The organism is Hyphomicrobium facile (assembly GCF_900116175.1).
Classification (GTDB): domain Bacteria; phylum Pseudomonadota; class Alphaproteobacteria; order Rhizobiales; family Hyphomicrobiaceae; genus Hyphomicrobium_B; species Hyphomicrobium_B facile.
In genome coordinates this window covers 722,413-747,890 of record NZ_FPCH01000002.1, presented here as the reverse complement: position 1 = coordinate 747,890, position 25,478 = coordinate 722,413, and the positions used below count along the sequence as shown (strand labels likewise).

Sequence of the window (25,478 nt, the reverse complement as noted above, 5' to 3'; positions counted from 1 at the left end):
TTCTATCTCGTCGCCGGTCCTCACCGGCTATGAGAGGAGAATGCCTCATCGCCCCGTCTGCGGCTGTTCCTGCCGGAACAGTGCAGATGGCTTCGGGATTTTTAGATTTTAGGCAGGTTAATCAATGACTTGTTGGATGGCGGCACGAGTGCTTCCCGCGCACGGTCTCGCTTTTTTCGATCCCGATTACGCAGCCATCGCCAGCAACGTGTCTTCGCCAACGCCGCTGAGCGTGGCAGCGGTTCCTGCGTCGAGCGCCAAAAGCAATTGCTGCGCATTGAACCCGAAACGGATGTTCAGTGGACGCCGTGCAGCTTCCCGCGCCGCCGATGCCAGAAGGCGGAAGCCGCGGTCGAGGAACAGAGCCTTGAGACGCCGGCTGGCAAACACGTCGAGCAGCGCGCGAAAGCGCAAGGCGACAGCCAGGCGGGCAACGTCCGAGCCTTCGAAGTCAGCCCAGATGCGTGCTTCGAGGGATCGGATCTCTTCCTCTTTGAGACCTCTGAGGAGCGCCAGTCCTTGCCCGCTTCTGATCAGCATATCCATGACGAAGTGAAGCTCTCTCGCTTCGACCATCGGTACGTCCGCGAGATCGATGTTCGCACGCATGACACTTTCTCCTCACACGCTGATCAAATGCCGATGCTGCCGAAAGCCGACCATGGCGAACCCGCGAGCACGATGATGTCGCGAGCCTTGAGCTCACCAAGCTGAAAGTGCACTTCCTGCCCTTCGAGATCTTCGAAGCGATTGCGAATGTCGGTGCCCTCGAAACGATAGGCACGGCCATCCTCGGCGCGAATGACCCCGACTCCGAGATCGCGGCGGAATTTTTTGATCTCTCCGTACATTCGTCTCTCCCTGAGTGAGCCTTGGCGGCGTTGCTGTCCAATGTCTGCATCATGCAAAAAGTATTGATTCTACGCTGTTCCTAGCGAGACACGACTTACGCGGATAATATTTGTGGAAGAGAAAGTTTGGGTCGCAGCGAGCCTATCGGCGGCGCCGAAAACGAACGTCTGAAACGCCGGCGGGGAGGCGTGCTGATCGGGACCGCATTCCCATTCAGCACATTCCTCCCCGCCTTCAGGACCGGCGACGGCTTCACTAAGGAGGAAGCTGGCCGCCGCTGGTCTTTCCTGGGCTCCGCTTTTAGAAGTCCTTCGCGAGCATTACGCGCCGGCGTTTTCCCTCAGGAGCATTCGTCTTCCCCCTCACTTGAAAAAAGCGTCGGCTCGCATTCCAGGCAGCAGCGGAGGATTGCCGTCGAGGTCGATGGTGACTTCAAGAACTTCGACGTCGGTCGGACGGCGCGCACCGCGAAGTGCGAACTGCGGCGAAGACAGCGACGGAGCGAGCGCCGCAACCGTGCCTGCGAATTCCTTGCCTGGATAGGCGTTGCTCTTCACCGTCACCTTGCTTCCGACTTTGATCTTCGAGACATCGGTCTCGTCGACTTCGGCCTTGAGACGCACCACCGACATATCGCCGAGAACGGCGAGAGCCTGGTCGGGAGAGGGCGCAACCATCTCGCCGGCCTTCGCCGGAAGCTGCAGAATCGTTCCGGCAACCGGCGCACGAATGCGCGTTTTTTCGAGCAATGCCTCGGCAACCGAGACGTCCGAGCGCGCCGCCTGCAACGCCGATTCAAGGCGATTGGGCGCCGGAATATCGGCCTTCGACTGCGCCGAAGCGTAAGTGGCCCGCTCCTTTTGCAGCTTGGCTTTCGCCTTGGTCAGATACTTGCGCGCATCGTTGACGCGGTCGGCGCTTCCGTTGCCCTGGCGCTGGGCCTGAAGTTCATATTCAAGCCCGAAGCGTGCGTTCGTCAGCGCCCGTTCGGCGGTGAAGACGTTGTCTTCCGCGTTGCGAAGGTCATCGCGGGCCTTGTCGAGAGGCTGGGCGTCGCGCTCGCGTTTGCGGGACGCGGCCTCCGTCTCGGCAGCCTGCAAGCGAGCCCGTGCTTCGTCGTCGTCGAGCCGGATCAGAAGCTCGCCTTCTTCGACGTTGTCGTTGAGCTTTACGTTGACCTCGGCGATGCGGCCGAGAAGCTGAGCGCCGACGCGCACAAGTCCGGACTTCGGCTCGATCCGGCCGGGCGCTGCGGCCACCCAGTCGATTTTTGCCGCTGTTTCCTCGTTTTTGATGGTGTCGCTGGTGTCGGTCTTTGCATCCAGCAAATCGCTGCGCGAGATGGCGATTGCGCCAAACGCGCCGATGCCGACCGCAACGAGCAGAAAGAGAAGCTTCCCGAGAAAGCCTCCCCTGCGCGGGTGATAGGTTTCGTCAGTGCTCATGTCATAGTCCTCCTTAAAAATGCAAAGCTGGCCGGAGCTTGAATCCGCACCAACATCACGAGCGACACTATCGATCCTATCCCGTCTTTGCTGTTTCGGGCGGAACAGGGCCTAAATTCGGTGAATATCATAGGCGGAGCGCTGATGGATTTTAGCAGTTCAAATCCAGCAACGAGAACATGAGCGGAGACGAAAAAAGCTCCGGAAATATCCGGAGCTTTTGGTATCGCAGTCGGGGGAAGTATTTGAACGCTGAGCCGACGTCCTACTGGCACATTTCGCGGAGCGTCCAGCCGACGATCTTGCAGCTCTCGGAGCCATTGGCGTTCGTCACGCACTTGCGGGTCGGAAGGCGCTGATAATCGCAATAGTAATTGCCCGAGTGTCCCGAATAGCCGTGCATCGGCTTCGAGAAATTATAGTCTTGAACAAAGACCTCTTTCGCGCCGCCGCCGGCATATGCGGCCGAGGTGTTGAACGAAATCGCACCGGCCAGAATGGCGAAAGTTGCGCCCGCGGCGTACGTGAAGCTGAATTTCGACATTGCCAATTCCTCCTTGGGTGAGCCTCAGGGCTCGTGAGTTGATGGAGGCAACCTAGGCGCGATGAGCGCCGAAGGCTGTTACGGGCGGAACACGCCATTCACGAGCCCACGATGTCGCGCACTCTTGATGGCAGGTATCCGGGTAGTAGTATGGCGCACTATATCAAAACATCAGTAAGCACCTGAAATCGTGAGGCACACAAGTTGCGAAATCTTTGGAAGACCGGTCGCAATCTCTGGTCGGTCTGGCGGGCGCCGCCGAGCATAGCACCTGTGGCGGATGTGGCCGGCTCAGCCTACGACTTTGAATTCGTCAGTATCGATGGCAGCCCGATGAAGCTTTCTGATTGGCAAGGCCGGGCCCTGCTGGTTGTGAATTCGGCATCGCTTTGCGGCTTTACCAAGCAATACGCGGGACTGCAGGAGCTGTGGACGCGCTACGAGAAAGAAGGCCTCACCATCATTGCCGTTCCGTCGAACGACTTCGGTGAACAGGAACCGGCGCTCGAGGGCGAGATCCAGACCTTCTGTCAGGGCGTGTTCGGTGTCTCGTTTCCGCTGACTGCCAAACACTCCGTCGTCGGGCCGGAGGCGCATCCGTTTTACAAATGGGCGGCCGAAGTCATGGGACCCGCTGGCACGCCCGCCTGGAACTTCCACAAATATCTCGTGGGCCGCGATGGCCACCTGCTGCGTTCGTTTCCGGCCAAACTGGCGCCCACATCCGCCGAAATGATCTCCTGGATTGAGAAAGCGCTTGAGAAAAAAGTTTCTGTTTCGACCGCACTAAATTGATCGTCGCGCGTTGGTGTTCAGGCCCGGTTCAAGGGCAGGAACGCAAATGACACCGATAGACGATCGCAAAGGGCGGATAATGATGACAAGCCGCCGTTCACTTTTGAAGTCCGGAGGAGGGTTGGGGCTGGCTTGGGTGCTCGCCGGCAACCCGCTCAAGGCGATGGCCGCCTCCGGCATTCCTCAAAATGAGTTCAAGGCGCCGGAACCATTCTCGTTCGATATCCTCGACCAGGAAGCGCAGCGCCTCGCCCGCTACAGCTACGAGCCGCCGATCACGCCGTCACCGAACGTCCTGGCCGAAATAGATTACGATCAATCTCAACGCATCCGCTACCGGACCGACCGCACCGTGGATCTCGACGGCGCGGGACATTACCCGGTCCAGTTCTTCCATATGAACAAATACGCGTCCGATCCTGTCCGCATCAGTCTTGTGGAAGGCGGAGAAGCACGCGAGCTCATCTACAATCAGGATCTGTTCGAAATCCCCACAGGCCATCCGGCCGAAGGGCTCCGCGCGGGGGCTGGGTTCGCGGGCTTTCGCATCATGGCCGAAGATCGCAAGACCGATTGGTTCGCCGCCATGGGCGCTTCCTATTTCAGAAGCTCCGGTCCCTACAACCAATACGGATTGTCGGCGCGTGGCATCGCCATCGACACGGCGATGTCGAAGCGCGAGGAATTTCCACGCTTCACGCATTATTGGCTTGAAGCATCGCCCGAGCCCGATGGGCCGGTCGTCATATATGCGCTGCTCGATGGGCCAAGCATCGCTGGCGCTTACCGCATGGCGACCAAGCGCGTGACGCAGCCCAACGGCTCATATCGCTGCGACATGGAAATCGAGGCGCGCCTGCACATTCGTGCAGATATCGATCGTATTGGCATAGCGCCGTTCTCGAGCATGTTCTGGTACGGCGAAGATTCGCACATCGAACCGCGCGACTGGCGGCCGGAAATTCACGACAGCGATGGATTGGCTATTCTGACCGGCAACGGCGAACGCATTTGGCGGCCGATCATCAATCCGCCGCACGCCATGACGAACGCCTTTTCCGATCGCGACCCGAAAGGCTTCGGGCTGCTCCAACGTGACCGCGATTTCGTACACTATCTGGACGACGGAATTTTCTACGAACGGCGACCGTCCGTTTGGGTCGAACCGCTGGATGCCTGGGGCGAGGGCGCCGTGCATCTCGTCGAACTGCACACCGATACGGAGACCTGGGACAACATCGTCGCCTGCTGGGTGCCGAAAGAAAAATGCAAGGCCGGCCAACGCCGCGTGTTTCGCTATCGCCTTTCGTGGCTGGACGACATTCCATTTCCCGCCACGCTCGGACGCACGATCGGAACCTGGTCCGGCATTGGCGGACCTCCGGGGTTGAGCTTCAACGCGCGCCCGGCAGCGACGCGGAAGTTCGTGATCGATTTTGCCGGAGACGTATTCGAAGGGCTAGGCCGCGACAGCGGCGTCGAACTCATCGTCAATTGCTCTCGCGGATCGATTTCGGGCATTGCGACATACCCGGTAGTCGGCCAGCGCCATCGCTGGCGCGCGATGTTCGATCTCAAGGAGCAGGGAGCCGAACCGATAGATCTCCGCGCCTATCTGCGCAAAGGCGACACCGCCCTGACCGAGACGTGGCTCTATCAGCACTTTCCGGCGTCGGCCTAAGTCCGCACCGATGGTGTGTGGGGAATAGGTGGCAGACGCGCATCAGACGCCGATGGCGCGACGCGCGTCTCCGTAGGACCAACGTTACTTCGCCGGCCCCGTCTCGATGGGAAGTCCGTTCTCCTGGCCCCATTCCGCCCAGCTGCCGTCGTAGACGGACGCGTTCGTCTGGCCGACGACGGCAAGCGCGAGCGCCAGCATCGAGGCCGTCACGCCCGATCCGCACGTCGTCACCACGGGCTTCGAAACATCGATGCCGACATTCTTGAAGAGGGTGACGATCTCCTCCGGCGACTTATACGTGCCGTCTGAGTTCAGCAGCTGCTGCGAGGGAATGTTCTTCGAACCGGGAATGTGCCCCTGACGCAAGCCGGGACGCGGCTCGGCCTCGGTGCCTTCGAAACGCCCTGCGGGACGCGCGTCGACAAGCTGGACGCCGTTCTTCTTCAGTAGCGCCTTCATATCGTCGAGGTCGCGGATGATCTCGGTGTTCTGAAGCGGTGAATAGTGCCGTTCCGATCGCTTCGGCGGCAGCCCATCCTCAAGCGCCCGCCCTTCGGCCTTCCACTTGCGCAAGCCCCCGTTCAAAACGGCTACATCGCGATGCCCCATGGCGCGGAATGTCCACCACACGCGGGCTGCCGAAAAAATGCCGGTCGTATCGTAAACCACGATGCGGGCGCCGTCGCCGATGCCCATCTTCTTCATCCGCGACGCGAACTTCACGGTCGACGGAAGCATGTGGGGCAGCGGTGACTTTTCGTCCGACAGATCGTCGATGTCGAAGAATAAGGCGCCGGGAATGTGCTCGGCGAGATACTCTTTCTTCGCGTCGCGGTTGGCAGTCGGAAGGTGCCAACTGCCGTCGAGGATGATCAAATCGGGCGAGGAGAGGTGCTCAGCGAGCCAATCCGTCTCAACGATCCAGTTCTTCGCTGTCACAGGCAAGGAAATTTCCCACGGTTTGCTGATCACGGCTTTGTTTTGCGGCCTGAAGCACATAGGCAAATCTTGGCCCGCCCGCAAGTTGAAGCGGCGAATTGGAGCAGGGCTGATGCAACGGCAAGCCGCTGGCGCATTTTGCGGCATCTGCGCATTGGGGGCGATCCGTTTACGCGTTGTTTTCGGATGCAGTTTTCAGTATGAGACGCCCTTCGCAACCAGCCGGCGGGATAAGTCTCGATGGTTGGAAGCACGTGCGGGCGTGGCGGAACTGGTAGACGCACTGGATTTAGGTTCCAGCGGCGCAAGTCGTGGGGGTTCAAATCCCTCCGCCCGCACCAGCTTTTCTTTTGAGCGCTGAAAAAACGCCACCTTTCGGCAATTGCTTCAACCTGAGCGTTGCATGCTTGCAGATTTGCTGCTGCGCATCTAAAGGGAGCCCGTTCTGCCGCCCCATTACGCAAACGCGAAAATCGCTCTCGATTGATGCCTCGCGTCGGCGCCAGCCTCGGACCAATAACTCTCGGACCAACAACTTCGGATACTGACTGAGATGTCTCGTAAATGGCTCGTAGCCGGGGGAGGCATCTCGGGTCTCGCGGCAGCTCAAGCTCTCCAGGAGAGAGGCCTCGATTACCTCTTGCTCGAGCGCTGCCCCGCTGTCGGCGGCCTGACGCGCACGACGCAAGTCGAGGACTTCTGCTTCGACTACACCGGCCACTTTCTTCATCTTCGCCGCTTTCCATCGCCATCGCAGATTCCCCATGCCCATTTGAACGACGAGGACTGGGAGACGGTCGAGAGGAAGTCCTATTTCTACGCGGGTGGCCGTCTCGTCGATGCGCCCATCCAATACCATCTCGGCCAATTGCCGGACGAGCTGCGCCAAGAGTGCGAGACATCCTACGACGCGAGACCCGCAGCCGGCGACAAAATCGAAGGCTTTCGCGAGTTCATTGTTTCAGGCTTCGGCCAGGCCGTTGCCGATCGGTTTCTCATTCCGCAAAACGAGAAGACGATGGCGACGCCGCTCGGCCGTCTCTCGATCGGCGCCGTCAAAAGATTTTTCCCGCTGCCGGACGAAAAGCGCATCCGCGCCGGATTCGCGAACGAAGCGGTGGAGACCGCCGAGTACAATTCGACGTTCTGGTATCCGAAGCGCGGCGGCATCGATGTTCTGACACGCGGCCTCGCCCAAGGTTTAAAGAGCGTTGCGACGAACGAAGAGATTATCGGCATCGATCTCGAACGCCGCGTCGTCACGACGAGCGCGGGCCGCAGCGTCGAATGGGAAAACATGCTGCCGAGCATTCCTCTGAAGGCGCTCTGCAAGCTGACGCGGGACCGAGAGTTGACGGTGGCGGCCGAACGGCTGAGCCACAGCTCCACCATCAGCTTCAACTTCGGCGTTCGGGGAAAATTGCCGGGCGCACTCAAGGATGCGCATTGGGTCTATGTTCCCGACCGCGACGTCCCTTTCTATCGGTTCGGCTGCTATTCGAACATCAGCGCGGCCATGTGCTCGAACGGCTATAACGCCGTATACGTCGAGGTCGGCGTGCCGGGTGAGGACATCGACCGCACCGACATCGCGAGTAAACTTCAGACCGACGTCATCGCGGCGCTTGAAAAACTCGGATGGGTGAAAAGCGAAGACATCGTCTGCACGGTGGCGCATGTCATCCGCTGCGCCTACGTTCATCACACGCCGGAACGCGATCAGCTCGTGCGCGACATTCTCTCGCGGCTGAACGCGGCAGGAATTCATCCCATCGGCCGGTATGGATTATGGGATTATGTGGGCATGGAAGATTCGATTAGCTCCGCGTTAACTACGGTCGAAGCGCTGACCGGATGAGAGGAGGCCGCCGCATGAAATCATTGATTGTGACGGCCGACGACTTCGGAATGTCGATTCCCGTCAACGAAGGCATCGAAGCCTCCCACAGCGACGGAATTCTCTCGGCGACGAGCTTGATGTGCGGAGGCGATGCATTTTCCGATGCCGTCGAACGCGCGAAGCGCCTGCCGAACCTCGGCGTCGGCCTGCACATCCACTTGGTGGACAGTCGCCCGGTCCTGCCGCCCGAAAAGATACCGCTGCTCGTCGATCGCGACGGATGCTTCTCGAATAACCCTGAGTGGTTCGGCTTCAATCTGTACTTCTCGGGCGAGATGCGGCGTCAGGCCGAAGCCGAGATCGAAGCGCAGTTCCAGCGTTTCGAAGGCACCGGCCTCGTGATGGATCACATCAATGGCCATCACCATTTCCACATGCACCCCGCCGTGACGGATGCCATCGCGAAGTTCGCCCCGCGCTACGGATCGCCGCCGGTTAGATATCCGGTCGAGCCATTTTTTCCATCGTGGGAAGCGGGCGCCGACAAACCTGTTCGGCGGCTCTTCAACTGGGCGCTCTATGCCGGGTTGACATCAAGGATGCGTCGAAAGCTTAAGAGCGCCGGGTTGAAGCTCAACGATCACATCTTCGGCGTAAACGACACGGGCGCCATGACCGAAAAGCGCATTCTGGCCTACCTCGACCACCTGCCCGATGGCGTGACGGAGCTTTATGCGCACCCCGCGAAGCGCATGGAAAATCAGCCCCAAACCTACGGTTCAGCCGAGGAATACAGTGGAATGGTCAGCCCGGTTGTCCGCGCCAAAGTTGCAGCCCTTGGGTTGCAGCCTCTGACATTCAAAGCAGCCTTCTCGGCCTGAGGTGTCGAAAGCTGCAGCATGTGCTACGCCGAGCGGAAATAATCGTCGCCGCGCGTTAGCCGCCTGATCTCATCGCCTGGGGGGACTTCTACCGCATGCACTTGCCAATCGTGGTCCTCAATCCCGCGGTGATCGCCGGTATCATCCTGGGTCTTGCGGCCTTGGCCTATCTTGTACTCGCGCTGTATTTCACGCGGCGCTTCCGTGAACGTCCGGTCTCGGTCGAAGGCTGGCGCCCGCCTGTCTCGGTGTTGAAGCCTGTCCACGGCGCCCAGCCATTCCTTTACGATTGCCTCCGCACGTTCTGCGATCAGGATTGGCCGGAGTACGAGGTCATATTCGGCGCACACTCGGAGAGCGATCCGGCCGTCGCGGTCGTCAAGCGCCTGATCGCCGAGTTCCCCGATCGCAATCTCAGGCTCGTCGTCGATGCCAATCTCGTCGGACCCAATCCGCGGGCGTCCAACCTCGCCAACATTTACAAGGCCGCGCGCTACGACATTTTGCTTGTCGCCGACGCCGACCTTCGCGTCGACAGGAATTGCATCGCGTCGATGGCCGCGCCGTTCGTCGATCTGAAGGTGGGCGCGGTTGCGTCCATCTACAAAGGGCTTCCCTATGGCGGAGCCGCAGCCGCCGATTTCGGTACCCTGAATATCAGCGACTGGTTCGCGCCGTCGGTCCTGGTGGACGTCGGGCTTCGCGGTATCGATTTCGCATTCGCGATGTGCAGCGTTCGCCGCGAGGCTCTCGACTCGTTCGGCGGCTTCGATCATCTCTCCAATTTCTTTCCCGACGACTTCGCGCTCGGAAACCTCACGGCTCAGCGCGGCTACGAGGTCGTTCTGTCATCCTATTGTTGCGACACCATCGTCGCGGAGACGAGTTTCAGCGAGTTGTTCCGCCACGAAATCCTGTGGCAGCGGATGGAACGCTTCTGCCGCCCGGCCGACCACTTCATGTCGGTGATCACCTGGCCGCTGCCATTGCTTCTCGTTCTGTTGCTTCCGTGGCCGTCCATCGTCGGACTTTCGATCATCGGCTTGGAGATAGCGCTTCGCATCGCGCTCCATTACCAAGTCCGCCAAAGCTTCCGGATGAACACGCCGCCTCAGCCTTGGCTGGTCCCGTTGCGCGAATGCGTCTGCTTCTTCGCGTGGGCTTTCGGCCTGTTCGGCAACAAAGTGCGCTGGGGTAAGAATATCTTCACCTACGAAGCCTTCCGAAAACTCATCGCCGACGGCCGTAACGTCCGCGCCGCCGGCTCTAATCGCGAGGCCGTATCGCTCGGAGACAAGCGATGAGCGCCGAGCCGGCCTCAGGTCCGCCTAGCTCGCGCGTCGCGTTTCTCATCGCCGCGATGGCGGGAATTGCAGTCGCGATTTCCCTCGTCGTTTATTTCGGCATCTCCGGGGTCTGGGACGCCATCGCGACGGCAGGCTTGCGCGGCATGGCGGCAATCCTCGCGGCCTATCTCGCCTCGCTCGTGTTCTGCGCGTGGGCTTGGCGCGTGCTGCTGGTCGAGAGCCCTCCCGCGCACAGCGGACTCCTATTCCTATGGGCGCGCTGGATCCGCGACAGCATCGGCAACCTGCTCGCCATCATACCCGGAGCCGGCGAGGCTGCCGGCGCTCGGGAATTGAGCAAGCACGGCCTGCGGGTGAACGTTGCGGCCGCGACGACCATTACCGACATGACGACGGAGATGCTGAGCCAGCTCATCTATACGTTCATGGGGCTGGCGCTGCTTTTTCTCTACCATCCGGATGAAGCCGCCGCGTGGTGGGCGGCCGCCGGACTTTGCATCGCAACCATCGCGGTCGTCGGATTCCTCATCGCGCAGAACAAGGGCCTGATACTCTTTCTCGAAACGTTACCCGCAAAGCTTGGCTTCACGCGCGCCTGGGAAGGACTCTCCGACAGCGACAGCGTTCACGCAGCGGTCCAGGCGATCTATCGCAAGAAGGGGGCGGTGATCGCGTCGACCTTCCTGCACCTGCTGGGCTGGCTCGCGGGTGCAGCGGAAACGTGGATCGCTCTTTGGTTCATGAACCACACGCTTTCGGCAGGAGACGTCCTTGCTCTCGAAAGCCTCGTCTTCGCGCTTCGAACGGCGGCCTTCATTGTTCCTTGGGCTGCGGGTGTGCAGGAGGGCGGCTATGTCGTTGTCGGCGCGCTGTTCGGGCTCGGCCCCGATGTCGCTCTTGCCCTATCGCTGTTGAAACGCGCCCGCGAGATAATCTCCGGCGTTCCGGGTCTCCTGGCGTGGCACTTCGCGGAAGGCAAACGCCTGTGGCAAGGCCGCCTTGCAGCTTCCCGCAAATAGCGCGCGCCGCTCGCCATCAGCCCAAAATCGTTAACGGTCGGCCCCGAATTGCCGTGGACCTGTGAACGCCGTGTTAGGCGCGGGTGCTCTGTTGTCTTGCGATTGCGAAAGCGCTTTACTGGTCAGAAGTGCAGTCCACTGAACGTTGGCATATGAGAGGCAAATCATGGGCCAATTATCCGTACCGGTTTCCGGCGAAGATCACATCGAAGGTTCACCGAATGCGCCAATGACCTTGGTTGAATACGGTGATTTCGAATGTCCCTACTGCGGTGACGCCTATTCGGTCATCAAGGCGGTGCAAGAGTCCATGGGCGACGAGCTGCGGTTCGTCTACCGGCATTTCCCGCTCATTCGGCTTCACCCGCACGCGCTGCACGCGGCCGAAATTTCTGAAGCCGCCGGCGCGATCGACCGCTTTTGGGAAATGCACGATATTCTCTTCGAGAACCAAAAGGCGCTCGCGGATGACGACCTGCTGGTTGACGCCAGCGCAATTGGGCTGAGCGACAGCGCCGTCCAACAGGCGTTCGCCGGCCGCTTTGCCGATCATATCAAGCGCGATTTTCGCGGCGGCGTCCGCAGCGGCGTGAACGGAACCCCCTGCTTGTTCGTTAATGGGCAGCGTTTCGATGGTCCGCGGGATGTTGAAGCCATCGTCGCGGCCTTGGAAGCCACCGCCTCCGGCCGCTTCGGGCTCGACGGCTGACGGATTAACAGCGGGCGGATGTTGAATCTCTTCCCTTGAGGTCCAAGTGGAAATTTCGAGTGCAGCCCTCCGCGAATTACCGTCCGTCGATGCCGTTCTGAATAGCGTGACCGCCGCGACGCTCGTGGAGCGTTTCGGACGTGCCGCGTCGACCGAGACGATCCGCAGCGTGCTGGCGGAAACCCGGGTAGCGCTCAAATCCGGCTCATCAGTCGTCCCGACGGTCGAACAGGTGGCAACCCTGGCGCTGGCGCGCCTCGCGGACGAGGATCGCTCCGGTCTGCGCCCGCTCTTCAATCTCACCGGCACCGTGCTCCACACCAACCTCGGGCGCGCGGTACTCGCCGAAGCCGCGATCGAGGCCGCAATCGAAGCGATGCGCGAACCGGTCGCTCTGGAATTCGACCTGGCGACCGGCAAACGCGGCGAGCGCGATGATCACGTGAGAGAGCTTCTCTGCGCGTTGACCGGCGCGGAAGATGCAACCGTCGTCAACAACAATGCCGCCGCCGTTCTCCTCGCGCTCAACACCCTTGCGGGCGGACGCGAAGCCATCGTCTCCCGGGGCGAGTTGATCGAGATCGGCGGCGCTTTCCGCATGCCGGACATCATGGCCAGAGCCGGCGCAACGCTCGTCGAAGTCGGAACCACCAACCGCACGCACGCGAAGGACTATACGGCCGCCCTCTCCGAAGCGACCGGCGTCATTCTGAAGGTCCACACCTCGAACTATCGCATTCTCGGATTTACGTCCGAAGTCGGCGGCGCTGAACTCGCCCGCATTGCGGCGGAGGCAAACGTCGCGCTGATGAACGATCTCGGATCGGGCACGCTCGTGGATTTGTCCCGCTACGGCCTGAAGAAGGAGCCGACGGTGCGCGAGGCCGTCGCGCAAGGCGCGGACGTGGTCACGTTCTCTGGCGACAAGCTTCTCGGTGGCCCGCAAGCGGGGTTCATTGTGGGCAAGCGCGCCCTCATCGAAGCGATCAATCGCAACCCGATGAAACGTGCGCTTCGCGTCGACAAGATCCGCCTTGCGGCGATCGAAGCGACGCTGAGGCTTTATCGCGATCCGGATCGCCTTGCCGAACGCATGCCGACGCTCCGGCTGCTCGCGCGCCCGCGCTCTGAAATCGAAGATCAAGCGCGGCGTCTTCTGCCTGCGGTGGGGCGCGCAGTCGGACGAGCCTTCACCGTGACTATTTGCCAATGCGAAAGCCAGATCGGCTCAGGTGCGCTGCCGCTCGATACGATACCGAGCGCGGGCCTCGCCATCGCATCGAATGCCGGGGGCAGTGCGCTCGAGCATCTGGCAGCTGCGTTGCGCGGCTTGTCTCGCCCCGTCATCGGCAGATTGGACGACGGCGCCCTCATTCTCGATCTCAGATGCTTGACCGATGAAGCCGCATTTCTATCTGTTTTGAATACCCTCGACCGCAGCGCCCCGGCCCAATCCGGGAACGGGCAACGCAGCCGATAAAACAGATGATCATCGGCACCGCTGGCCACATCGATCACGGAAAGACGGCGCTGGTCAAAGCGCTGACCGGCGTCGACGGCGATCGCCTGAAGGAAGAAAAAGCGCGCGGGATCACGATCGATCTGGGCTTCGCATATCTGCCTTCTCCGGAGGGACAAATCCTCGGCTTCATCGATGTGCCCGGTCACGAGCGCTTCGTGCATACGATGCTGGCAGGCGCAAGCGGCATCGACTTTGCTCTGCTCACGGTCGCCGCCGACGACGGGAGCAAACCGCAGACGTTCGAACATCTTGCGATCCTCGATCTCCTCGGCGTCAGCAAGGGCGTCGCTGTTATAACGAAGGCCGATCTCGCGAGCGACGAGCGCATAGCCGAAGTCACGGGCCAAATCAAAGAGATGATTGCCGATACGGCGTTCGCGAATGCCGATGTCATGGCCGTCTCGGCCATCACCGGACGCGGCATCGGCGAACTGCGGAAATATCTTATTGCAGCGGCCTCTGTGATCCATGCGCGATCGGCAGAAGGGCGCTTTCGCCTCGCAGTCGACCGCGTTTTCACATTGCCGGGCGTCGGCGTCGTCGTAACCGGAACCGTGCTCTCCGGCATCGTGCGCCTCGGCGATCAGGTGCAACTGAGCCCATCGGGATTACCGGCGCGCGTACGTTCGATACACGCTCAAAACACACCCGCCGAGTTCGCAAAAGCCGGCGACCGCAGCGCGCTCAACCTGAGCGGAGCGGATATCTCCAAGGATGCAATTCATCGCGGTGACGTCGTGCTCGACCCGGCACTGCACGCGCCGACCGATCGCATCGACGCGGTATTGCGAGTGTTGCCGTCGGAAGAAAAGCCGATTGGACAATGGTTTCCTGTGCGTTTGCATCACGCGGCAACCGAAGTCGGGGCACGTATCGTTCTGCTCGACGACAAATCTCTTGAGCCCGGAGCCGCAGCCGACGTCCAACTCGTTCTCGATCAGCCGATCGCCGCAGGTGTGCACGATCGCTTCGTTTTGCGGGATGTCTCCGCACGACGCACCATCGGCGGCGGCAGGTTTATCGATCTCCGCGCGCCGTCCCGAAAGCGGCGAACGCCGGAACGGCATGCGCAACGCGAAGCATCGGCGATAGATGATCCGTCGGCGTCGCTATCTGCGCTTCTTGAAGTGGCGCCGTTTTTTGTCGAGCTCACGGCGTTCGCGCGCGATAGGGCGCTTTCCAGCGTGCAAATGGGACGGCTCGCTTCCAGCCTCGGACTGACGATCCTGGAATCCCGTGATACCCGCACGGCCCTGTCGCCGCTTCGATGGAAGTTGTTTGCAGGGAGCCTGAGCGAGAAGGTCGCGGAATATCACGCTGCGAACCCCGATCTCCAGGGCATCGGACGCGAGCAGCTCCGCCTCATGCTGCAGCCGCGTCTCGGCAAGCCGGCATCCGCAGTGGCACTTCAGAAATTGTCGGAGGCAGGGGGCATCGCGCTCGACGGCGCATTCGTTCGCCTCACGTCCCACAACGTCCGCCTTGCGCCCGGCGACGAGGCGGCCTGGATTGCCACCGCGGAGCTTCTTGGCGGCGATGAGCGCTTTCGTCCGCCGCGCGTGCGCGATATCGCGGCGGCGACGGGAAACCCTGAGCGCGACGTTCGCCGCCTGCTGAAACTCGCAGGCCGGCTGGGATGGGTCGATGAGGTGGCGCACGACCACTTTTTCCTGCGAGAGACCATCCGCGAGATCGTGGCCATCGCGGCCGGCATAGCGGCGCGGGCAGAAAGCAAATCGTTCAACGCCGCCGACCTCCGCGATCGCCTCGACAACGGGCGCAAGGTCGCGATCCAGATTCTGGAGTTCCTGGACCGGCATGGCGTGACGCTGCGCAAGGGCGATCTCAGACGCATGAACGTCCATCGGCTGGACTTGTTCGGAAGTGTCGTGCTTTCGTCGACTGACGTGCACGGAGGTGAAGCGTCCCCGGTGGGGCGTTCGGACTTCAAATCCGAGTGGGGCAGCGAGCCTGTCCCAGGTGGGTTCGACTCCCACTCGCCTCCGCCAACATCACCGAAAAAGCACCCGTGACGCCAGCCCGAAATCGCACCAGCAATCGCACTAGAAAATATTGATCCGCGGTTCGCCGGTTCTGACCAGGCCGATGATGCGCGCCGATGGATAACCGGCTTCTTCGATCGTGCTGCGGATATCCTCGGCATGCTCGTCGGCACATGCGATCAAGAGGCCGCCCGACGTCTGCGGATCGCTCAGCAGCGTTCGTCCAGTAGCCGGCAGGCTCGCCGGCAGAACAACCTCGTGCCCATAGCTTGCCCAATTGCGCGCCGATGCGCCCGTTGCAAACCCCGCTTCCGCCAGGGCTTCGGCGGACGATAGAAATGGAATGCGATCATACGCGATATCGATGCTGACGCCGCTCCCGCGCGCCACCTCGAGAGCGTGTCCGAGAAGTCCGAAGCCGGTCACGTCCGTCATGGCGTGCACGGACGGAACTTCGCCGAGCGTCTGGCCGATGCGGTTCAACAAGGTCGTCGACGCCATCATTTCGGCGTAGGCATCCGCGGGCAGCGAGCGCTTCTTGAAAGCCGCCGAATAGATGCCGACGCCGATCCCCTTCGTCAGGATGACCGCATCTCCCGGCATCGCGCCGGAATTCCGGCGCACGTTTTGATGCTTCGTGAGCCCGATCACCGCCAGCCCATAGATCGGCTCCGGCGTATCGATCGAGTGGCCGCCGGCCACGGGAATTCCTGCTTCCGCACAAACGGACGCGCCACCCGCAAGGATCTCACGCACGGTCTCGACGGGAAGCTTGTCGAGCGGCATTCCGAGGATCGCCAGCGCCATGATCGGCCGCCCGCCCATGGCGTATACGTCGGAAATGGCATTGGCCGCGGCGATGCGGCCGAAGTCGCGCGCATCATCGACCATCGGCATGAAAAAATCGGTCGTCGCGATAACGCATTGATCGTCGTCGACACGCCAGACGGCGGCGTCGTCGCCGGTTTCCGTTCCGACGAGCAGTTGCGCAAACGGGCCAGCTCCCGGCTGCCCAGCCAGCAGCTGCTGGAGGACGGAAGGAACGAGCTTGCACCCGCAGCCGCCGCCATGCGCCAGATCTGTCAAGCGAATTACGGGACCCAGCATGTCTCATGCCTCGTTGCGGAGCGCAGGTTCATAGGAAAACCGAATATGACACAAAACTGTTTGCCTCATGCCAGGATATAGGTAGACGATCCGTATACGCCACGGCAGAATTACGTCACCCGCATTGCCAACCGAAATGTCAGTTGGAGGAATGGATGAACGCCACTCGCCAATCCGAGATGACGCTGAGGTGGATCATCTTTCTGACGTTGGCTGTCGTTGGGCTTTTCTACGTAAAATGGTTTCCATACTATAACCGTGCGTTCGTCGCGGCGGAGAACCATTCGATCGGAAATTCAATATTGATGGGAACGGCAGCGGCACCGCCCGCTCCATCGTGGGACGCGGCGTTCAGCTACGCCTTGGCTTACGGCAAAGCCATCTGGCAGGCCATGGTGCTCGGCCTTCTGCTAGGCTCGGCAATTCAAGCACTCCTGCCGGCCGATTGGGTGGCGCGCGTGCTGGGCAAGACAGGCTTCGGCACTGTTGCGACCGCCGGAATACTCTCAGTGCCGAGCATGATGTGCACGTGCTGTGCGGCCCCCGTCGTCGTCGGACTGCGTGAACGTCAGGCGTCTCCCGGCGCGGCGATCGCCTTTTGGCTCGGCAATACGGTGCTCAATCCCGCGACGCTCGTGTTCATGGGGTTTGTCCTCGGCTGGAATTGGACAGCTCTCCGCATCCTCTTGGGGGTGCCTATGGTGTTCGGTCTCGGCTACCTCGTCAATCTGATGGTCACGCCGAAGGAGGCCGCAGCAGCCGAAGCGCGCATTGCAGAGCTGACGGCCAACTCGGCGACATCGGGATCGACGGGCCCGAACGCGTTCGTCCGCTGGATAGAAATTTTCGTGCGGATGTCGGTGCGCCTGATCCCGGAGTACATAATCCTGGTCTTGCTGCTGGGAGCGGCCCGCGCATGGCTATTTCCCGAGATCGGCCCCGCCGTCGACAACAACATCGGTTGGATCGTGGCATTCGCGGTCGCCGGAATGCTGTTTGTGATCCCGACAGCAGGCGAGGTGCCGATCGTTCAAGCCATGCTCGCGCTCGGCATGGGGGCGGGACCCGCAGCGGCCCTGTTGCTGACGCTGCCGCCGGTGAGCCTGCCATCTCTCGCGATGGTCAGCGGATCGTTCCGGACGCAAACGCTTCTCACGGTGGCGGGCGGAGTCGTCGTGTTTGGCATCATCGCCGGACTGATTGCCGCCGGCCTCAAATTATAAGTCTCAAATTATAAGATTCATCTACCCGACGAGAAGCATCGGATTGGGTGCGTGCCGTGCCCAGCCCGCTTCGGAAACCATGATGTCGAGGCCGAGCGTCGCGAGGTCGTCGGCGTAAGGATCGGCCTTCGTATCCTTGATCTGATAGATCATCTTTGCATACGTCTGGCAGTCGTCGCAGACCTCTGCTTTGACAATGCCCGGGCCGCCCTCGATCTCCTGGAGTGAAACTTTGCGGGAACTCTCGCAGGTGATGCATATCGCGCGCACGTGGTTCCAGGCCGTCGAGCACAGCGAACAATAGAGGTAGCGAATTCCGGGCGCGTCTCCCGATGCAGTGATCAATCCCGAAACGGACGTCGAGCCGCAGCACGGGCAAAGCCCACGCTGCGGCAGGAGTCGCAACGCCGAAGCGTCGAGTGACCCTGCGAGCCGCGTGAAATAAACTTGAAGTGCCGCAGCCACATAGAGAGCGGGGCCGGCGTCGGCGCCGCGGACAGTATCGCGAAGGAAACCATCCGCCAGATCTTCGATTGTCTCGGTCGTCGAGCTGCGCACTTTGATGATCGTCTCGCGCGCGGGCGCCGGAAGCGAGCTTCCTTCGAGCGCATCGAGCATGAGCGCCAGACCGTCACGCCACGCTGAATTGCGGTGATGCCCGTCGGCAGCGAGTGGCGGAATCCGCCCCGCCACCGAGCGGTCGATCAGCGAGCGGTCGATGGGCGCCATTGGCGCGAGCGCCGTCGCCGCGATGTATTGCGCATCCGAAAGATCGGCCATGAACGTCAGCCATTCGGCCATGGGATGATCGCCCGACAACGCTCTCAGCCGATCGGCAGTTGCGGAAAAACGCAACATCGGATTGGGCAAAAACAACGCCTCGGGAGTTTTGACGCCGCCCTGCGGGTTGCCGACCCACTTGCCGGTTGGCGGCGTTCCACCTTGTTTCATGAACGCAACCTCATTCGCGCGTCTCTCGCGTTACCACGTTCGGCCTTGGCCCGTTGGACCCCGTTGCCACCAGCGAACGAAACCATTTGCGATGATGACGCCACGCCCAGCCGGGCGTCACGTAGCCTTGGGTCATCGCCCGCATCGATCCGCGGACCCATATAGCGGCGTAGACGTGTACGATCCAGATAAGGATCGCGGCGATCGCGCACAACGAATGAATGAGGAGGCCGGCACGTTGGGTCGGGATGGACGTCCATGTCCAGAAATAAGTTTGCCAAATGATGAGGCCCGTAATGAGGAGGATGGGAATCAACAGCGCCATCGACCAGAAGACGAACTTCTGACCGGCGTTGAAGCGCCCGACTTCCGGAACATCTTCCTCGTCATTGGCGAGAACACGATCGATCTTCTTCATCCAGGCGATATCGTCTCTGTTCCACATGTTGTCGCGCCAGAACTGGATGACGAGGCCGGTGTAGCTGACGAACAGAACGATCCCAATCCACGGATGTGCACCGCGTGCCCATTGACCGCTTCCGAACAGGTTGGACATCCAATAGAGCAGCGGATCAAACATCGACAGTCCGGAAACCGTCAATAATATGAAACAGGCCGCGGTGATCCAGTGGTTGATCCGCGTCACTGTATCGTTTCGCGTCAATGCTCCGGGCGGTCTGGTCATACTGGAGGCTCCACTGGCTCTGTCCGCTGCGGTTTCCCGCCGCCTCCGGGCGGTGGCGGAGACTTCGCCTTGGCTTCGATGAGGTGCTCGGCTGCGTCTTCATCTTCCGGCTGCGCTTCGTTCGGACCGGCGATGACCCAATGCATGAAGCCCGCAATGGCGGCAGCCGCTATTCCAGCAAGCGAAACCGGTTTGATGAGCCCCTTCCAGAAATCAACCGTCGGGCTGATCCTGGGATTGTCAGGCAGGTTCGAGTAGATCGTCGGCTTATCGGCATGCTGCAGAACGTACATGACGTGCGTACCGCTGACGCCCGGCGGATCATAGAGGCCGGCATGTTCGTACCCGCGCGATTTCAAATCCTCGACGCGCTCGCCGGCCCAGTCCGTCATGTTCTTCTTCGTGCCGAACAGGATCGCGCCAGTGGGGCAAGCTTTCACGCACGCAGGCTCCAGGTTGACGGCTACGCGATCCGAACACAGCGTACATTTATACGACTTGAGATCGACCTCGCTGATGCGTGGAATGTTGAACGGGCACCCCTTCAGGCAATAGCCGCAGCCGATGCAGTTCTCGCTGATGAAGTCGACGATGCCATTCTCGTACTGGACGATGGCGCCGGGCGCGGGGCAGGCCTTGAGGCAACCGGGATCTTCGCAATGCATGCAGCCGTCCTTCCGGATCAGCCATTCAAGATTGCCTTTGTCGTCCTCATATTCTGCAAACCTCATGAGCGTCCAAACTTCGGGATCGAGGTCCGGGGGGTTCTTCAACGTGCCGTCGAACAACCCGACCGGCTGGCGAAGGTTGTTCCATTCCATGCATGCCGCTTGGCACGCCTTGCAGCCGATGCACCGCGAGACATCGATGAGCTTCGCCATGGAAGCTTCGTAGTTGCGTGCAACAGGCGGCGTAATCGTCGTCGCCGAGATCCGGATGTAGTTCTGCGATTGATAGTTCGTCATCGGCTACTCCGTCAGACCTCGCCTTCAGGTCCGTTGCTCGGCTCGACATTTACGAGAAACGCCTTGAATTCCGGCGTCTGGGTGTTGGCGTCGCCGACTGACGGCGTGAGTATGTTGGCGCCATAGCCCTTCTTCGCCAGACCCGTGAAACCCCAGTGGATCGGAACGCCGATGACGTGCGTGGGCTTTCCCGCGACCATCATCGGTTTGATCCGCTTGGTCACCAAAGCCTTGCAAATCATGTATCCGCGCTTCGAGCTGAGGCGTACCCAGCTGTTGTTCGCGATACCTTTTTCGTTCGCCAGCACTTCTCCGATCTCGATGAATTCCTGCGGCTGCAGGATCGCATTGATCAGCGCGTGCTTCGTCCAAAAGTGGAAGTGCTCGGTCAGCCGGTAGGTGGTGCCCACATACGGGAAGTCCGCGGACGTTCCGAAGTCGGCGCGATCGTCCGGAAAGACGCGGGCTGCCGGGTTGTTCTGAACCTTTGGATGCAGAAGATTTTCCACCGGCGATTCAAACGGCTCGTAATGCTCGGGGAATGGTCCGTCCACCATCTGATCGAGCGCGAAGAAACGGCCCGTGCCCTCGGCGTTCATGATGAAGGGGCCAACGCCTTCGGACGGTTTGATTGTTGGCCCGTAATCGGGAACGTCGATACCGACCCAGCGATCGCCGTTCCATTGGATGATGGGCTTGGCCGGGTTCCACGGATTGCCGGCAACGTCGGCGCTGGCGCGATTGTAGAGAATGCGGCGGTTGGCCGGCCAAGCCCACGCCCAATCCGGCGTGATGCCCTGGTCGCGCGGATCGTACGTATCGCGGCGGGCCATCATGTTGCCCTTCTCCGTGTAGCAACCCGTGAAGACCCAGCAGCCGCTTTCGGTCGTGCCGTCGTCGCGAAGTTGCCCGAAGCTATCGAGCTGTTGGCCAGCCTTGAGCACAACCGCTCCAGACGGATCTTTGATGTCGGCGAGAGTTTTACCGTTCAAGTCCTTCGCCAATTCGTCAGGGCTTGGATTCGTGGGATCGGTGTATTTCCACGAGAGATTGAGAATGGGATCGGGGAAGGCGCCGCCTTCTTTGCGATATAGCTCCCGGATTCGGTGGAAGATCGCGGACATGATCCAGATATCGGATTTTGCCTGGGCCGGTGAGTTCGCCGCTTTCCAGTGCCACTGCAGCCAGCGCGCGGAATTGACGAGTGATCCGTCTTCCTCGGCGAAGCACGCTGTCGGCAGCTGGAAAACTTCCGTCGGAATTTTGGACGGGTCGGATGGATTGAGCGGCCCGACGTCTTCCCAGAAGCGCGCCGTCTCCGTGTCGAGCGGGTCCATGACGATCAGATACTTGAGCTTGCTCAGCCCACGCCGGATCTTGTTTTTTTCCGGAAACGCCTGCAGCGGATTGAAGCCCTGGCAGATATATCCGTTGATCTCGCCATGGACCATCATCTCGAAGGCCCTGATGATGTCGTACATTGGAAGATTGAGCTTGGGCAGGTAATCGTAAGCCCAGTTGTTCTCGGCCGTCGCGGCGTCGCCGAACATCGTCTTCTGGAAGCTGACGAAGAACTTGCGATAGTTCTGCCAGTAGCTCATCTGGTTCGGACGCAGCGGCTTGAACTGCCGCGTCTTCATGTAGTCGTCGAACGTTTGCTCCTCATCTTTGGGCATCGTCAGATAGCCGGGTAGCTGGTTCGATAGCAGCCCGACGTCGGTAAGTCCCTGAATGTTGGAATGACCGCGCAAGGCATTCATGCCGCCGCCCGCAACGCCAATGTTGCCGAGCAGAAGCTGAACCATCGCCATCGTGCGGATGTTCTGCGAACCGATGGAATGTTGCGTCCAGCCGAGCGCGAAGAGGCTCGTCATCGCCTTGTCGGGAAGGCATGTCGACGCGATCTGTTGGCAAACGTACAGATATTTATCGATTGGAGTTCCGCAGATCCGCGACACCATCTCGGGCGTGTAGCGGTCGACGTGCTTGCGCATGAGATTGATGACGCAACGCGGATTTTGCCACGTGTCGTCGATTTTCGCGAAGCCCTGATCGTCGAGTTCGTAGGCCCAATCCGTCTTGTCGTAGCTGTGGGTCTCGGCATCGTAACCGTTGAAAAGACCGTCGGCAAAACTGTAGCCCTCTTTGACGATCAGGCTCGCGTTCGTAAAGGCGCGCACGTATTCGTGCTGCACTTGGTCTGTTTCCAACAGATACCGGATGACGCCCGACAGGAACGCGATGTCCGTTCCTGGCCTGATCGGCGCATGGTAGTCCGCGACCGCAGCGGTGCGGTTAAAGCGCGGATCGACGACGATCAGCCTGGCGGCGTTCTGGATCTTGGCTTCGATCACCCACTTGAAACCGCACGGATGCGCTTCGGCGGCATTGCCGCCCATGACGAGGACCAGATTGGCATTCTTGATATCCTGCCAAGTGTTGGTCATTGCACCGCGGCCGTATGTTGGAGCCAGACTGGCTACCGTCGGCGCGTGTCAGACACGCGCCTGATTATCGAAGACGAGCATTCCGAAGGATCGGGCCACCTTCCATGTCAACAGCGCGGTTTCGTTCGATGTGGCCGAGGCCGCCAGCATGCCGGTCGTGAGCCACCGGTTGACGGTCTGGCCTTTCTCGTTCTTGGCGATGAAATTCGCATCGCGATCGTCTTTCATCAGCCGGGCGATGCGATCGAGCGCGAAGTCCCACGTGACTTCCTTGAATTCGTTACTTCCCGGCGCGCGATATTTCGGGACCTGCAGCCGCCCGGGCGAATGCACGACGTCGAGGAGTGCTGAACCTTTGGGGCAAAGCGTGCCCCGGTTCACCGGGTGATCCGGGTCGCCCTCGATGTGCATGATGTTGGAGTGCGCGTTCTTGGCGCCGTCACCTGAGGTGTAGATCAGAATGCCGCAGGCGACCGAGCAGTAGGTGCAAGTATTACGCGTCTCTTTGGCGGCGGCGAGCTTGTAGGGCCGGACGGATTCGGCAAGCGCAGCGCCACAGCCCCCAAAACCCATCGCGCTCATGCTCGATGACGCGAGTGTCGCGCCGGACAGCTTGATGAAGCCTCTGCGTGTCAGAGTCATGCCGGCACTCCGTTTCATGCGTGCAAAACGCCGTCGTGCATGAACAACATACCAGAAACGGGGAAGGTTGCCGAAAAATTTCTAGTATCCTCTGGGTCTTACATAAAACTTTTTACATCTCCGTGATCACGCGACCGGCCGCGGCGAGGAGGATTGGTCACCGTCGATCCGTGCCGCGATCGGGCGCGGACTTCAAAATTTGAAGCAATCGCGACAGCGTATTGCCAATCTCGCTGAAAGGCTGTTTAAGGCCTCCCTTAGGCTTCCAGGCGCGCGATGCTGGCACCCCTCCAGGGACTGTTATGAATCCGCGGCACGCGGTGGTTTAAAAAACGTAGCAAATTCAACGCAATAGCTGGAGGGCAACGTCTGCCCGCACCGGTATTGCGCAGCCGGCGGCGCTAGCGCTTTGTAGACGCGCCGGCGTCTCCCCAAATAGTTGAACGGCGAGGTGCAGTGGCCTGCACCTGCAATAGGATACGGCGATGCAAGTCACGGAAACGGCACGAGACGGATTGAAGCGCACCCTCGAGGTGGTTGTCGGTCGCGCAGAGCTCAACGAGCGCTTCACATCTCGCCTTGATGAACTCAAAGACCGTGTGCAGATCAAAGGTTTTCGTCGCGGCAAGGTCCCGCTGACGCACCTGAAAAAGGTCTACGGCAAGTCGTTGATGCAGGAAGTGATGGAGCAGACGCTCAACGACACGAGCGCTCAGGCCATCAAGGATCGCAACGAGCGCCCGGCGCAACAGCCGAAGGTCGAGCTTGTCGATTTCAACGAGCAGACGTTCGAGAAGATCGCCAACGGCGAAGGCGATCTCGCCTACAAAATGTCGTTCGAGGTTCTGCCGCCAATTCCGCTCGCAGACCTGTCGTCGCTGAAGCTCGAGCGCCTCGTCGCCGAAGTCGATGATGCCGCAATCGAGAAGGCGCTGACGAGCCTCGCCGAGCGCAACACGGCCTACGATCCCGAAGATGGCCGCGCAGCCTCCGAGGGCGACCTCGTGACGATGAACTTCGTCGGCAAGATCGATGGCGAAGCCTTCGAAGGCGGTTCCGCCGAAGGCCAAAGCCTCGTCATCGGGAAAAAGCAGTTTATTCCGGGCTTTGAGGAAGGCCTCGTCGGCCTGAAGGCCGGCGACGAGAAGGTCGTGGACGCGACGTTCCCCGAAGATTACCCGATGCAGGCGTTGGCCGGAAAAACGGCGCAGTTCGACGTGAAGGTGACGGCGGTCGCGAAGCCCCGGACACCGGAGATCGACGAAGACTTCGCAAAGGGCCTGGGCGCTGAAAGTCTCGAGCAGCTGCGCGGTTTCGTAACCGAGCAGATCAAGCGCGAGTATGACCAAGCGTCGCGGGCGAAGCTGAAGCGTGAGATTCTCGACGCCCTCGATACGGCGCACACGTTCGAGCTTCCCGCCTCTCTTGTTGATTTCGAATTCAACAATATATGGACACAGCTCGAGAACAATCTCAAAGCCACGAACAAGACGCTCGCCGACGAAGGCAAAACCGAGGACGAGGCTCGCGCCGAGTACCGTGGTATTGCCGAACGCCGGGTTCGCCTTGGCCTCGTGATCGGCGAGATCGGAGAAAAGAACAATCTGACCGTTTCCCAGGATGAGTTGCGTCGCGCGCTCGTAGAGCAAGCTCGGCGCTACCCGGGCCGGGAAAAGCAGGTCTACGAATACTACGAGAAGACGCCGGGCGCCCTGGCCGAGCTTCGCGCTCCGATCTTCGAAGACAAGGTCATCGACCACGTCATCGAAACCGCAAAGCCGGTGGAGAAGAAAGTCACGCGGGACGAATTGTTGAAGGCCGTCGAAGAAGCGACCGAACGCTGATTGCCTTCATCTGCAGAGCGGTGAAAGCTAGAGACTGAAGCGTGCGAGTCTGGCCGGTCTGCTGAACGGGCCGG

The 25,478-nt window shown here is 60.6% G+C and carries 20 protein-coding genes, 2 tRNA genes and 1 pseudogene; 13 read left to right on the top strand and 10 right to left on the bottom strand.

The window, feature by feature from the left end; all coding sequences use genetic code 11:
- Positions 1–186 precede the first annotated feature (186 nt).
- The 4 genes from BM399_RS10380 to BM399_RS10365 form a co-directional block, all read right to left on the bottom strand.
- Positions 187–609, bottom strand: a complete 423-nt coding sequence (locus tag BM399_RS10380; RefSeq protein WP_092867638.1) for a hypothetical protein — start codon at positions 607–609, stop codon at positions 187–189.
- Positions 610–632: 23 nt separating this feature from the next.
- Positions 633–851: a hypothetical protein gene (locus tag BM399_RS10375; RefSeq protein ID WP_092867637.1), complete on the bottom strand. Its 219-nt coding sequence runs from the start codon at positions 849–851 to the stop codon at positions 633–635.
- 363 nt (positions 852–1,214) lie between these two features.
- Complete coding sequence (locus BM399_RS10370) at positions 1,215–2,297, bottom strand: HlyD family secretion protein (protein WP_092867636.1); 1,083 nt, start codon at positions 2,295–2,297, stop codon at positions 1,215–1,217.
- A gap of 265 nt (positions 2,298–2,562) precedes the next feature.
- A complete protein-coding gene (locus BM399_RS10365) occupies positions 2,563–2,841 on the bottom strand; it encodes a hypothetical protein (RefSeq protein ID WP_092867635.1) in 279 nt (92 codons plus the stop codon).
- Between the two features lie 273 nt (positions 2,842–3,114).
- On the opposite strand from BM399_RS10365, the gene BM399_RS10360 reads away from it, so the two are divergent.
- Together BM399_RS10360 and BM399_RS10355 are read left to right on the top strand one after the other, a co-directional pair.
- Positions 3,115–3,636 (top strand): glutathione peroxidase, encoded by a 522-nt coding sequence (locus tag BM399_RS10360; protein WP_244531185.1) that lies wholly within the window; start codon positions 3,115–3,117, stop codon positions 3,634–3,636.
- 79 nt (positions 3,637–3,715) lie between these two features.
- Positions 3,716–5,317: an OpgD/OpgG family glucan biosynthesis protein gene (locus BM399_RS10355; RefSeq protein ID WP_244531184.1), complete on the top strand. Its 1,602-nt coding sequence runs from the start codon at positions 3,716–3,718 to the stop codon at positions 5,315–5,317.
- An 84-nt stretch (positions 5,318–5,401) separates the two neighbouring features.
- On the opposite strand, the gene sseA is transcribed toward BM399_RS10355, so the two are convergent.
- Positions 5,402–6,265 (bottom strand): 3-mercaptopyruvate sulfurtransferase, encoded by an 864-nt coding sequence (gene sseA, locus BM399_RS10350; protein ID WP_092868163.1) that lies wholly within the window; start codon positions 6,263–6,265, stop codon positions 5,402–5,404.
- 250 nt (positions 6,266–6,515) lie between these two features.
- Between sseA and BM399_RS10345 the strand changes: the two genes are divergently transcribed.
- The 9 genes and pseudogenes from BM399_RS10345 to BM399_RS21165 all read left to right on the top strand — a co-directional run bounded on the left by BM399_RS10345 (position 6,516) and on the right by BM399_RS21165 (position 15,546).
- Positions 6,516–6,600: transfer RNA gene (locus tag BM399_RS10345), tRNA-Leu, on the top strand.
- A gap of 212 nt (positions 6,601–6,812) precedes the next feature.
- Entirely contained in the window at positions 6,813–8,117 is a 1,305-nt protein-coding gene (locus BM399_RS10340; RefSeq protein WP_092867633.1) for a protoporphyrinogen/coproporphyrinogen oxidase, read from the top strand.
- Positions 8,118–8,131: 14 nt separating this feature from the next.
- On the top strand, positions 8,132–8,980 hold the full coding sequence (hpnK, locus tag BM399_RS10335; protein WP_092868162.1) for a hopanoid biosynthesis-associated protein HpnK: 849 nt from the start codon (positions 8,132–8,134) through the stop codon (positions 8,978–8,980).
- A 95-nt stretch (positions 8,981–9,075) separates the two neighbouring features.
- Positions 9,076–10,284, top strand: coding sequence for a bacteriohopanetetrol glucosamine biosynthesis glycosyltransferase HpnI (hpnI, locus tag BM399_RS10330; RefSeq protein WP_092867632.1), 1,209 nt, complete (start codon positions 9,076–9,078; stop codon positions 10,282–10,284).
- The gene (locus BM399_RS10325; protein ID WP_092867631.1) at positions 10,281–11,306 is read left to right on the top strand and encodes a lysylphosphatidylglycerol synthase domain-containing protein; all 1,026 of its coding nucleotides are present in this window, start codon (positions 10,281–10,283) and stop codon (positions 11,304–11,306) included. Before hpnI ends, BM399_RS10325 begins: the two co-directional genes overlap by 4 nt.
- 166 nt (positions 11,307–11,472) lie before the next feature.
- Positions 11,473–12,015 carry a DsbA family protein gene (locus tag BM399_RS10320; protein ID WP_092867630.1) on the top strand — a complete coding sequence of 181 codons (543 nt, stop codon included), beginning with the start codon at positions 11,473–11,475 and terminating at the stop codon, positions 12,013–12,015.
- A gap of 46 nt (positions 12,016–12,061) precedes the next feature.
- Complete coding sequence (selA, locus tag BM399_RS10315) at positions 12,062–13,495, top strand: L-seryl-tRNA(Sec) selenium transferase (protein ID WP_092867629.1); 1,434 nt, start codon at positions 12,062–12,064, stop codon at positions 13,493–13,495.
- 5 nt (positions 13,496–13,500) lie between these two features.
- A pseudogene (gene selB, locus BM399_RS10310) lies at positions 13,501–15,330 on the top strand (selenocysteine-specific translation elongation factor); the annotation flags it as partial.
- A 120-nt stretch (positions 15,331–15,450) separates the two neighbouring features.
- A tRNA-Sec gene (locus BM399_RS21165) sits at positions 15,451–15,546 on the top strand.
- Positions 15,547–15,600: 54 nt separating this feature from the next.
- Here the strand turns inward: BM399_RS21165 and selD are convergent.
- Complete coding sequence (gene selD / locus BM399_RS10305) at positions 15,601–16,647, bottom strand: selenide, water dikinase SelD (protein WP_092867627.1); 1,047 nt, start codon at positions 16,645–16,647, stop codon at positions 15,601–15,603.
- Positions 16,648–16,802: 155 nt separating this feature from the next.
- On the opposite strand from selD, the gene BM399_RS10300 reads away from it, so the two are divergent.
- Positions 16,803–17,870 (top strand): permease, encoded by a 1,068-nt coding sequence (locus BM399_RS10300; protein WP_092867626.1) that lies wholly within the window; start codon positions 16,803–16,805, stop codon positions 17,868–17,870.
- Between the two features lie 21 nt (positions 17,871–17,891).
- On the opposite strand, the gene fdhE is transcribed toward BM399_RS10300, so the two are convergent.
- Genes fdhE through fdnG form a run of 4 tightly spaced genes read right to left on the bottom strand, consistent with a single transcriptional unit; the run spans position 17,892 to position 23,560 of the window.
- Positions 17,892–18,821, bottom strand: a complete 930-nt coding sequence (gene fdhE / locus BM399_RS10295) for a formate dehydrogenase accessory protein FdhE (protein ID WP_092867625.1) — start codon at positions 18,819–18,821, stop codon at positions 17,892–17,894.
- A 10-nt stretch (positions 18,822–18,831) separates the two neighbouring features.
- Positions 18,832–19,506: a formate dehydrogenase subunit gamma gene (locus BM399_RS10290; RefSeq protein ID WP_092867624.1), complete on the bottom strand. Its 675-nt coding sequence runs from the start codon at positions 19,504–19,506 to the stop codon at positions 18,832–18,834.
- Positions 19,503–20,471: a formate dehydrogenase subunit beta gene (gene fdxH, locus BM399_RS10285; RefSeq protein WP_092867623.1), complete on the bottom strand. Its 969-nt coding sequence runs from the start codon at positions 20,469–20,471 to the stop codon at positions 19,503–19,505. The genes BM399_RS10290 and fdxH overlap by 4 nt, the downstream gene beginning before the upstream one ends.
- An 11-nt stretch (positions 20,472–20,482) precedes the next feature.
- Positions 20,483–23,560: a formate dehydrogenase-N subunit alpha gene (fdnG, locus tag BM399_RS10280; RefSeq protein ID WP_143117797.1), complete on the bottom strand. Its 3,078-nt coding sequence runs from the start codon at positions 23,558–23,560 to the stop codon at positions 20,483–20,485.
- A 485-nt stretch (positions 23,561–24,045) separates the two neighbouring features.
- Between fdnG and tig the strand changes: the two genes are divergently transcribed.
- Complete coding sequence (gene tig, locus BM399_RS10270) at positions 24,046–25,404, top strand: trigger factor (RefSeq protein ID WP_092867621.1); 1,359 nt, start codon at positions 24,046–24,048, stop codon at positions 25,402–25,404.
- Positions 25,405–25,478 lie beyond the last annotated feature (74 nt).

What these genes read in the sequence shown, in the direction of transcription:
- BM399_RS10380 (WP_092867638.1), bottom strand. Translation starts at nt 609, where the DNA reads ATGCGTGCGAACATCGATCTCGCGGACGTACCGATGGTCGAAGCGAGA.
- BM399_RS10375 (WP_092867637.1), bottom strand. Translation starts at nt 851, where the DNA reads ATGTACGGAGAGATCAAAAAATTCCGCCGCGATCTCGGAGTCGGGGTC.
- BM399_RS10370 (WP_092867636.1), bottom strand. Translation starts at nt 2,297, where the DNA reads ATGAGCACTGACGAAACCTATCACCCGCGCAGGGGAGGCTTTCTCGGG.
- BM399_RS10365 (WP_092867635.1), bottom strand. Translation starts at nt 2,841, where the DNA reads ATGTCGAAATTCAGCTTCACGTACGCCGCGGGCGCAACTTTCGCCATT.
- BM399_RS10355 (WP_244531184.1), top strand. Translation starts at nt 3,716, where the DNA reads ATGATGACAAGCCGCCGTTCACTTTTGAAGTCCGGAGGAGGGTTGGGG.
- BM399_RS10340 (WP_092867633.1), top strand. Translation starts at nt 6,813, where the DNA reads ATGTCTCGTAAATGGCTCGTAGCCGGGGGAGGCATCTCGGGTCTCGCG.
- hpnK (WP_092868162.1), top strand. Translation starts at nt 8,132, where the DNA reads ATGAAATCATTGATTGTGACGGCCGACGACTTCGGAATGTCGATTCCC.
- hpnI (WP_092867632.1), top strand. Translation starts at nt 9,076, where the DNA reads ATGCACTTGCCAATCGTGGTCCTCAATCCCGCGGTGATCGCCGGTATC.
- BM399_RS10325 (WP_092867631.1), top strand. Translation starts at nt 10,281, where the DNA reads ATGAGCGCCGAGCCGGCCTCAGGTCCGCCTAGCTCGCGCGTCGCGTTT.
- BM399_RS10320 (WP_092867630.1), top strand. Translation starts at nt 11,473, where the DNA reads ATGGGCCAATTATCCGTACCGGTTTCCGGCGAAGATCACATCGAAGGT.
- selD (WP_092867627.1), bottom strand. Translation starts at nt 16,647, where the DNA reads ATGCTGGGTCCCGTAATTCGCTTGACAGATCTGGCGCATGGCGGCGGC.
- BM399_RS10300 (WP_092867626.1), top strand. Translation starts at nt 16,803, where the DNA reads ATGAACGCCACTCGCCAATCCGAGATGACGCTGAGGTGGATCATCTTT.
- fdhE (WP_092867625.1), bottom strand. Translation starts at nt 18,821, where the DNA reads ATGAAACAAGGTGGAACGCCGCCAACCGGCAAGTGGGTCGGCAACCCG.
- BM399_RS10290 (WP_092867624.1), bottom strand. Translation starts at nt 19,506, where the DNA reads ATGACCAGACCGCCCGGAGCATTGACGCGAAACGATACAGTGACGCGG.
- fdxH (WP_092867623.1), bottom strand. Translation starts at nt 20,471, where the DNA reads ATGACGAACTATCAATCGCAGAACTACATCCGGATCTCGGCGACGACG.
- tig (WP_092867621.1), top strand. Translation starts at nt 24,046, where the DNA reads ATGCAAGTCACGGAAACGGCACGAGACGGATTGAAGCGCACCCTCGAG.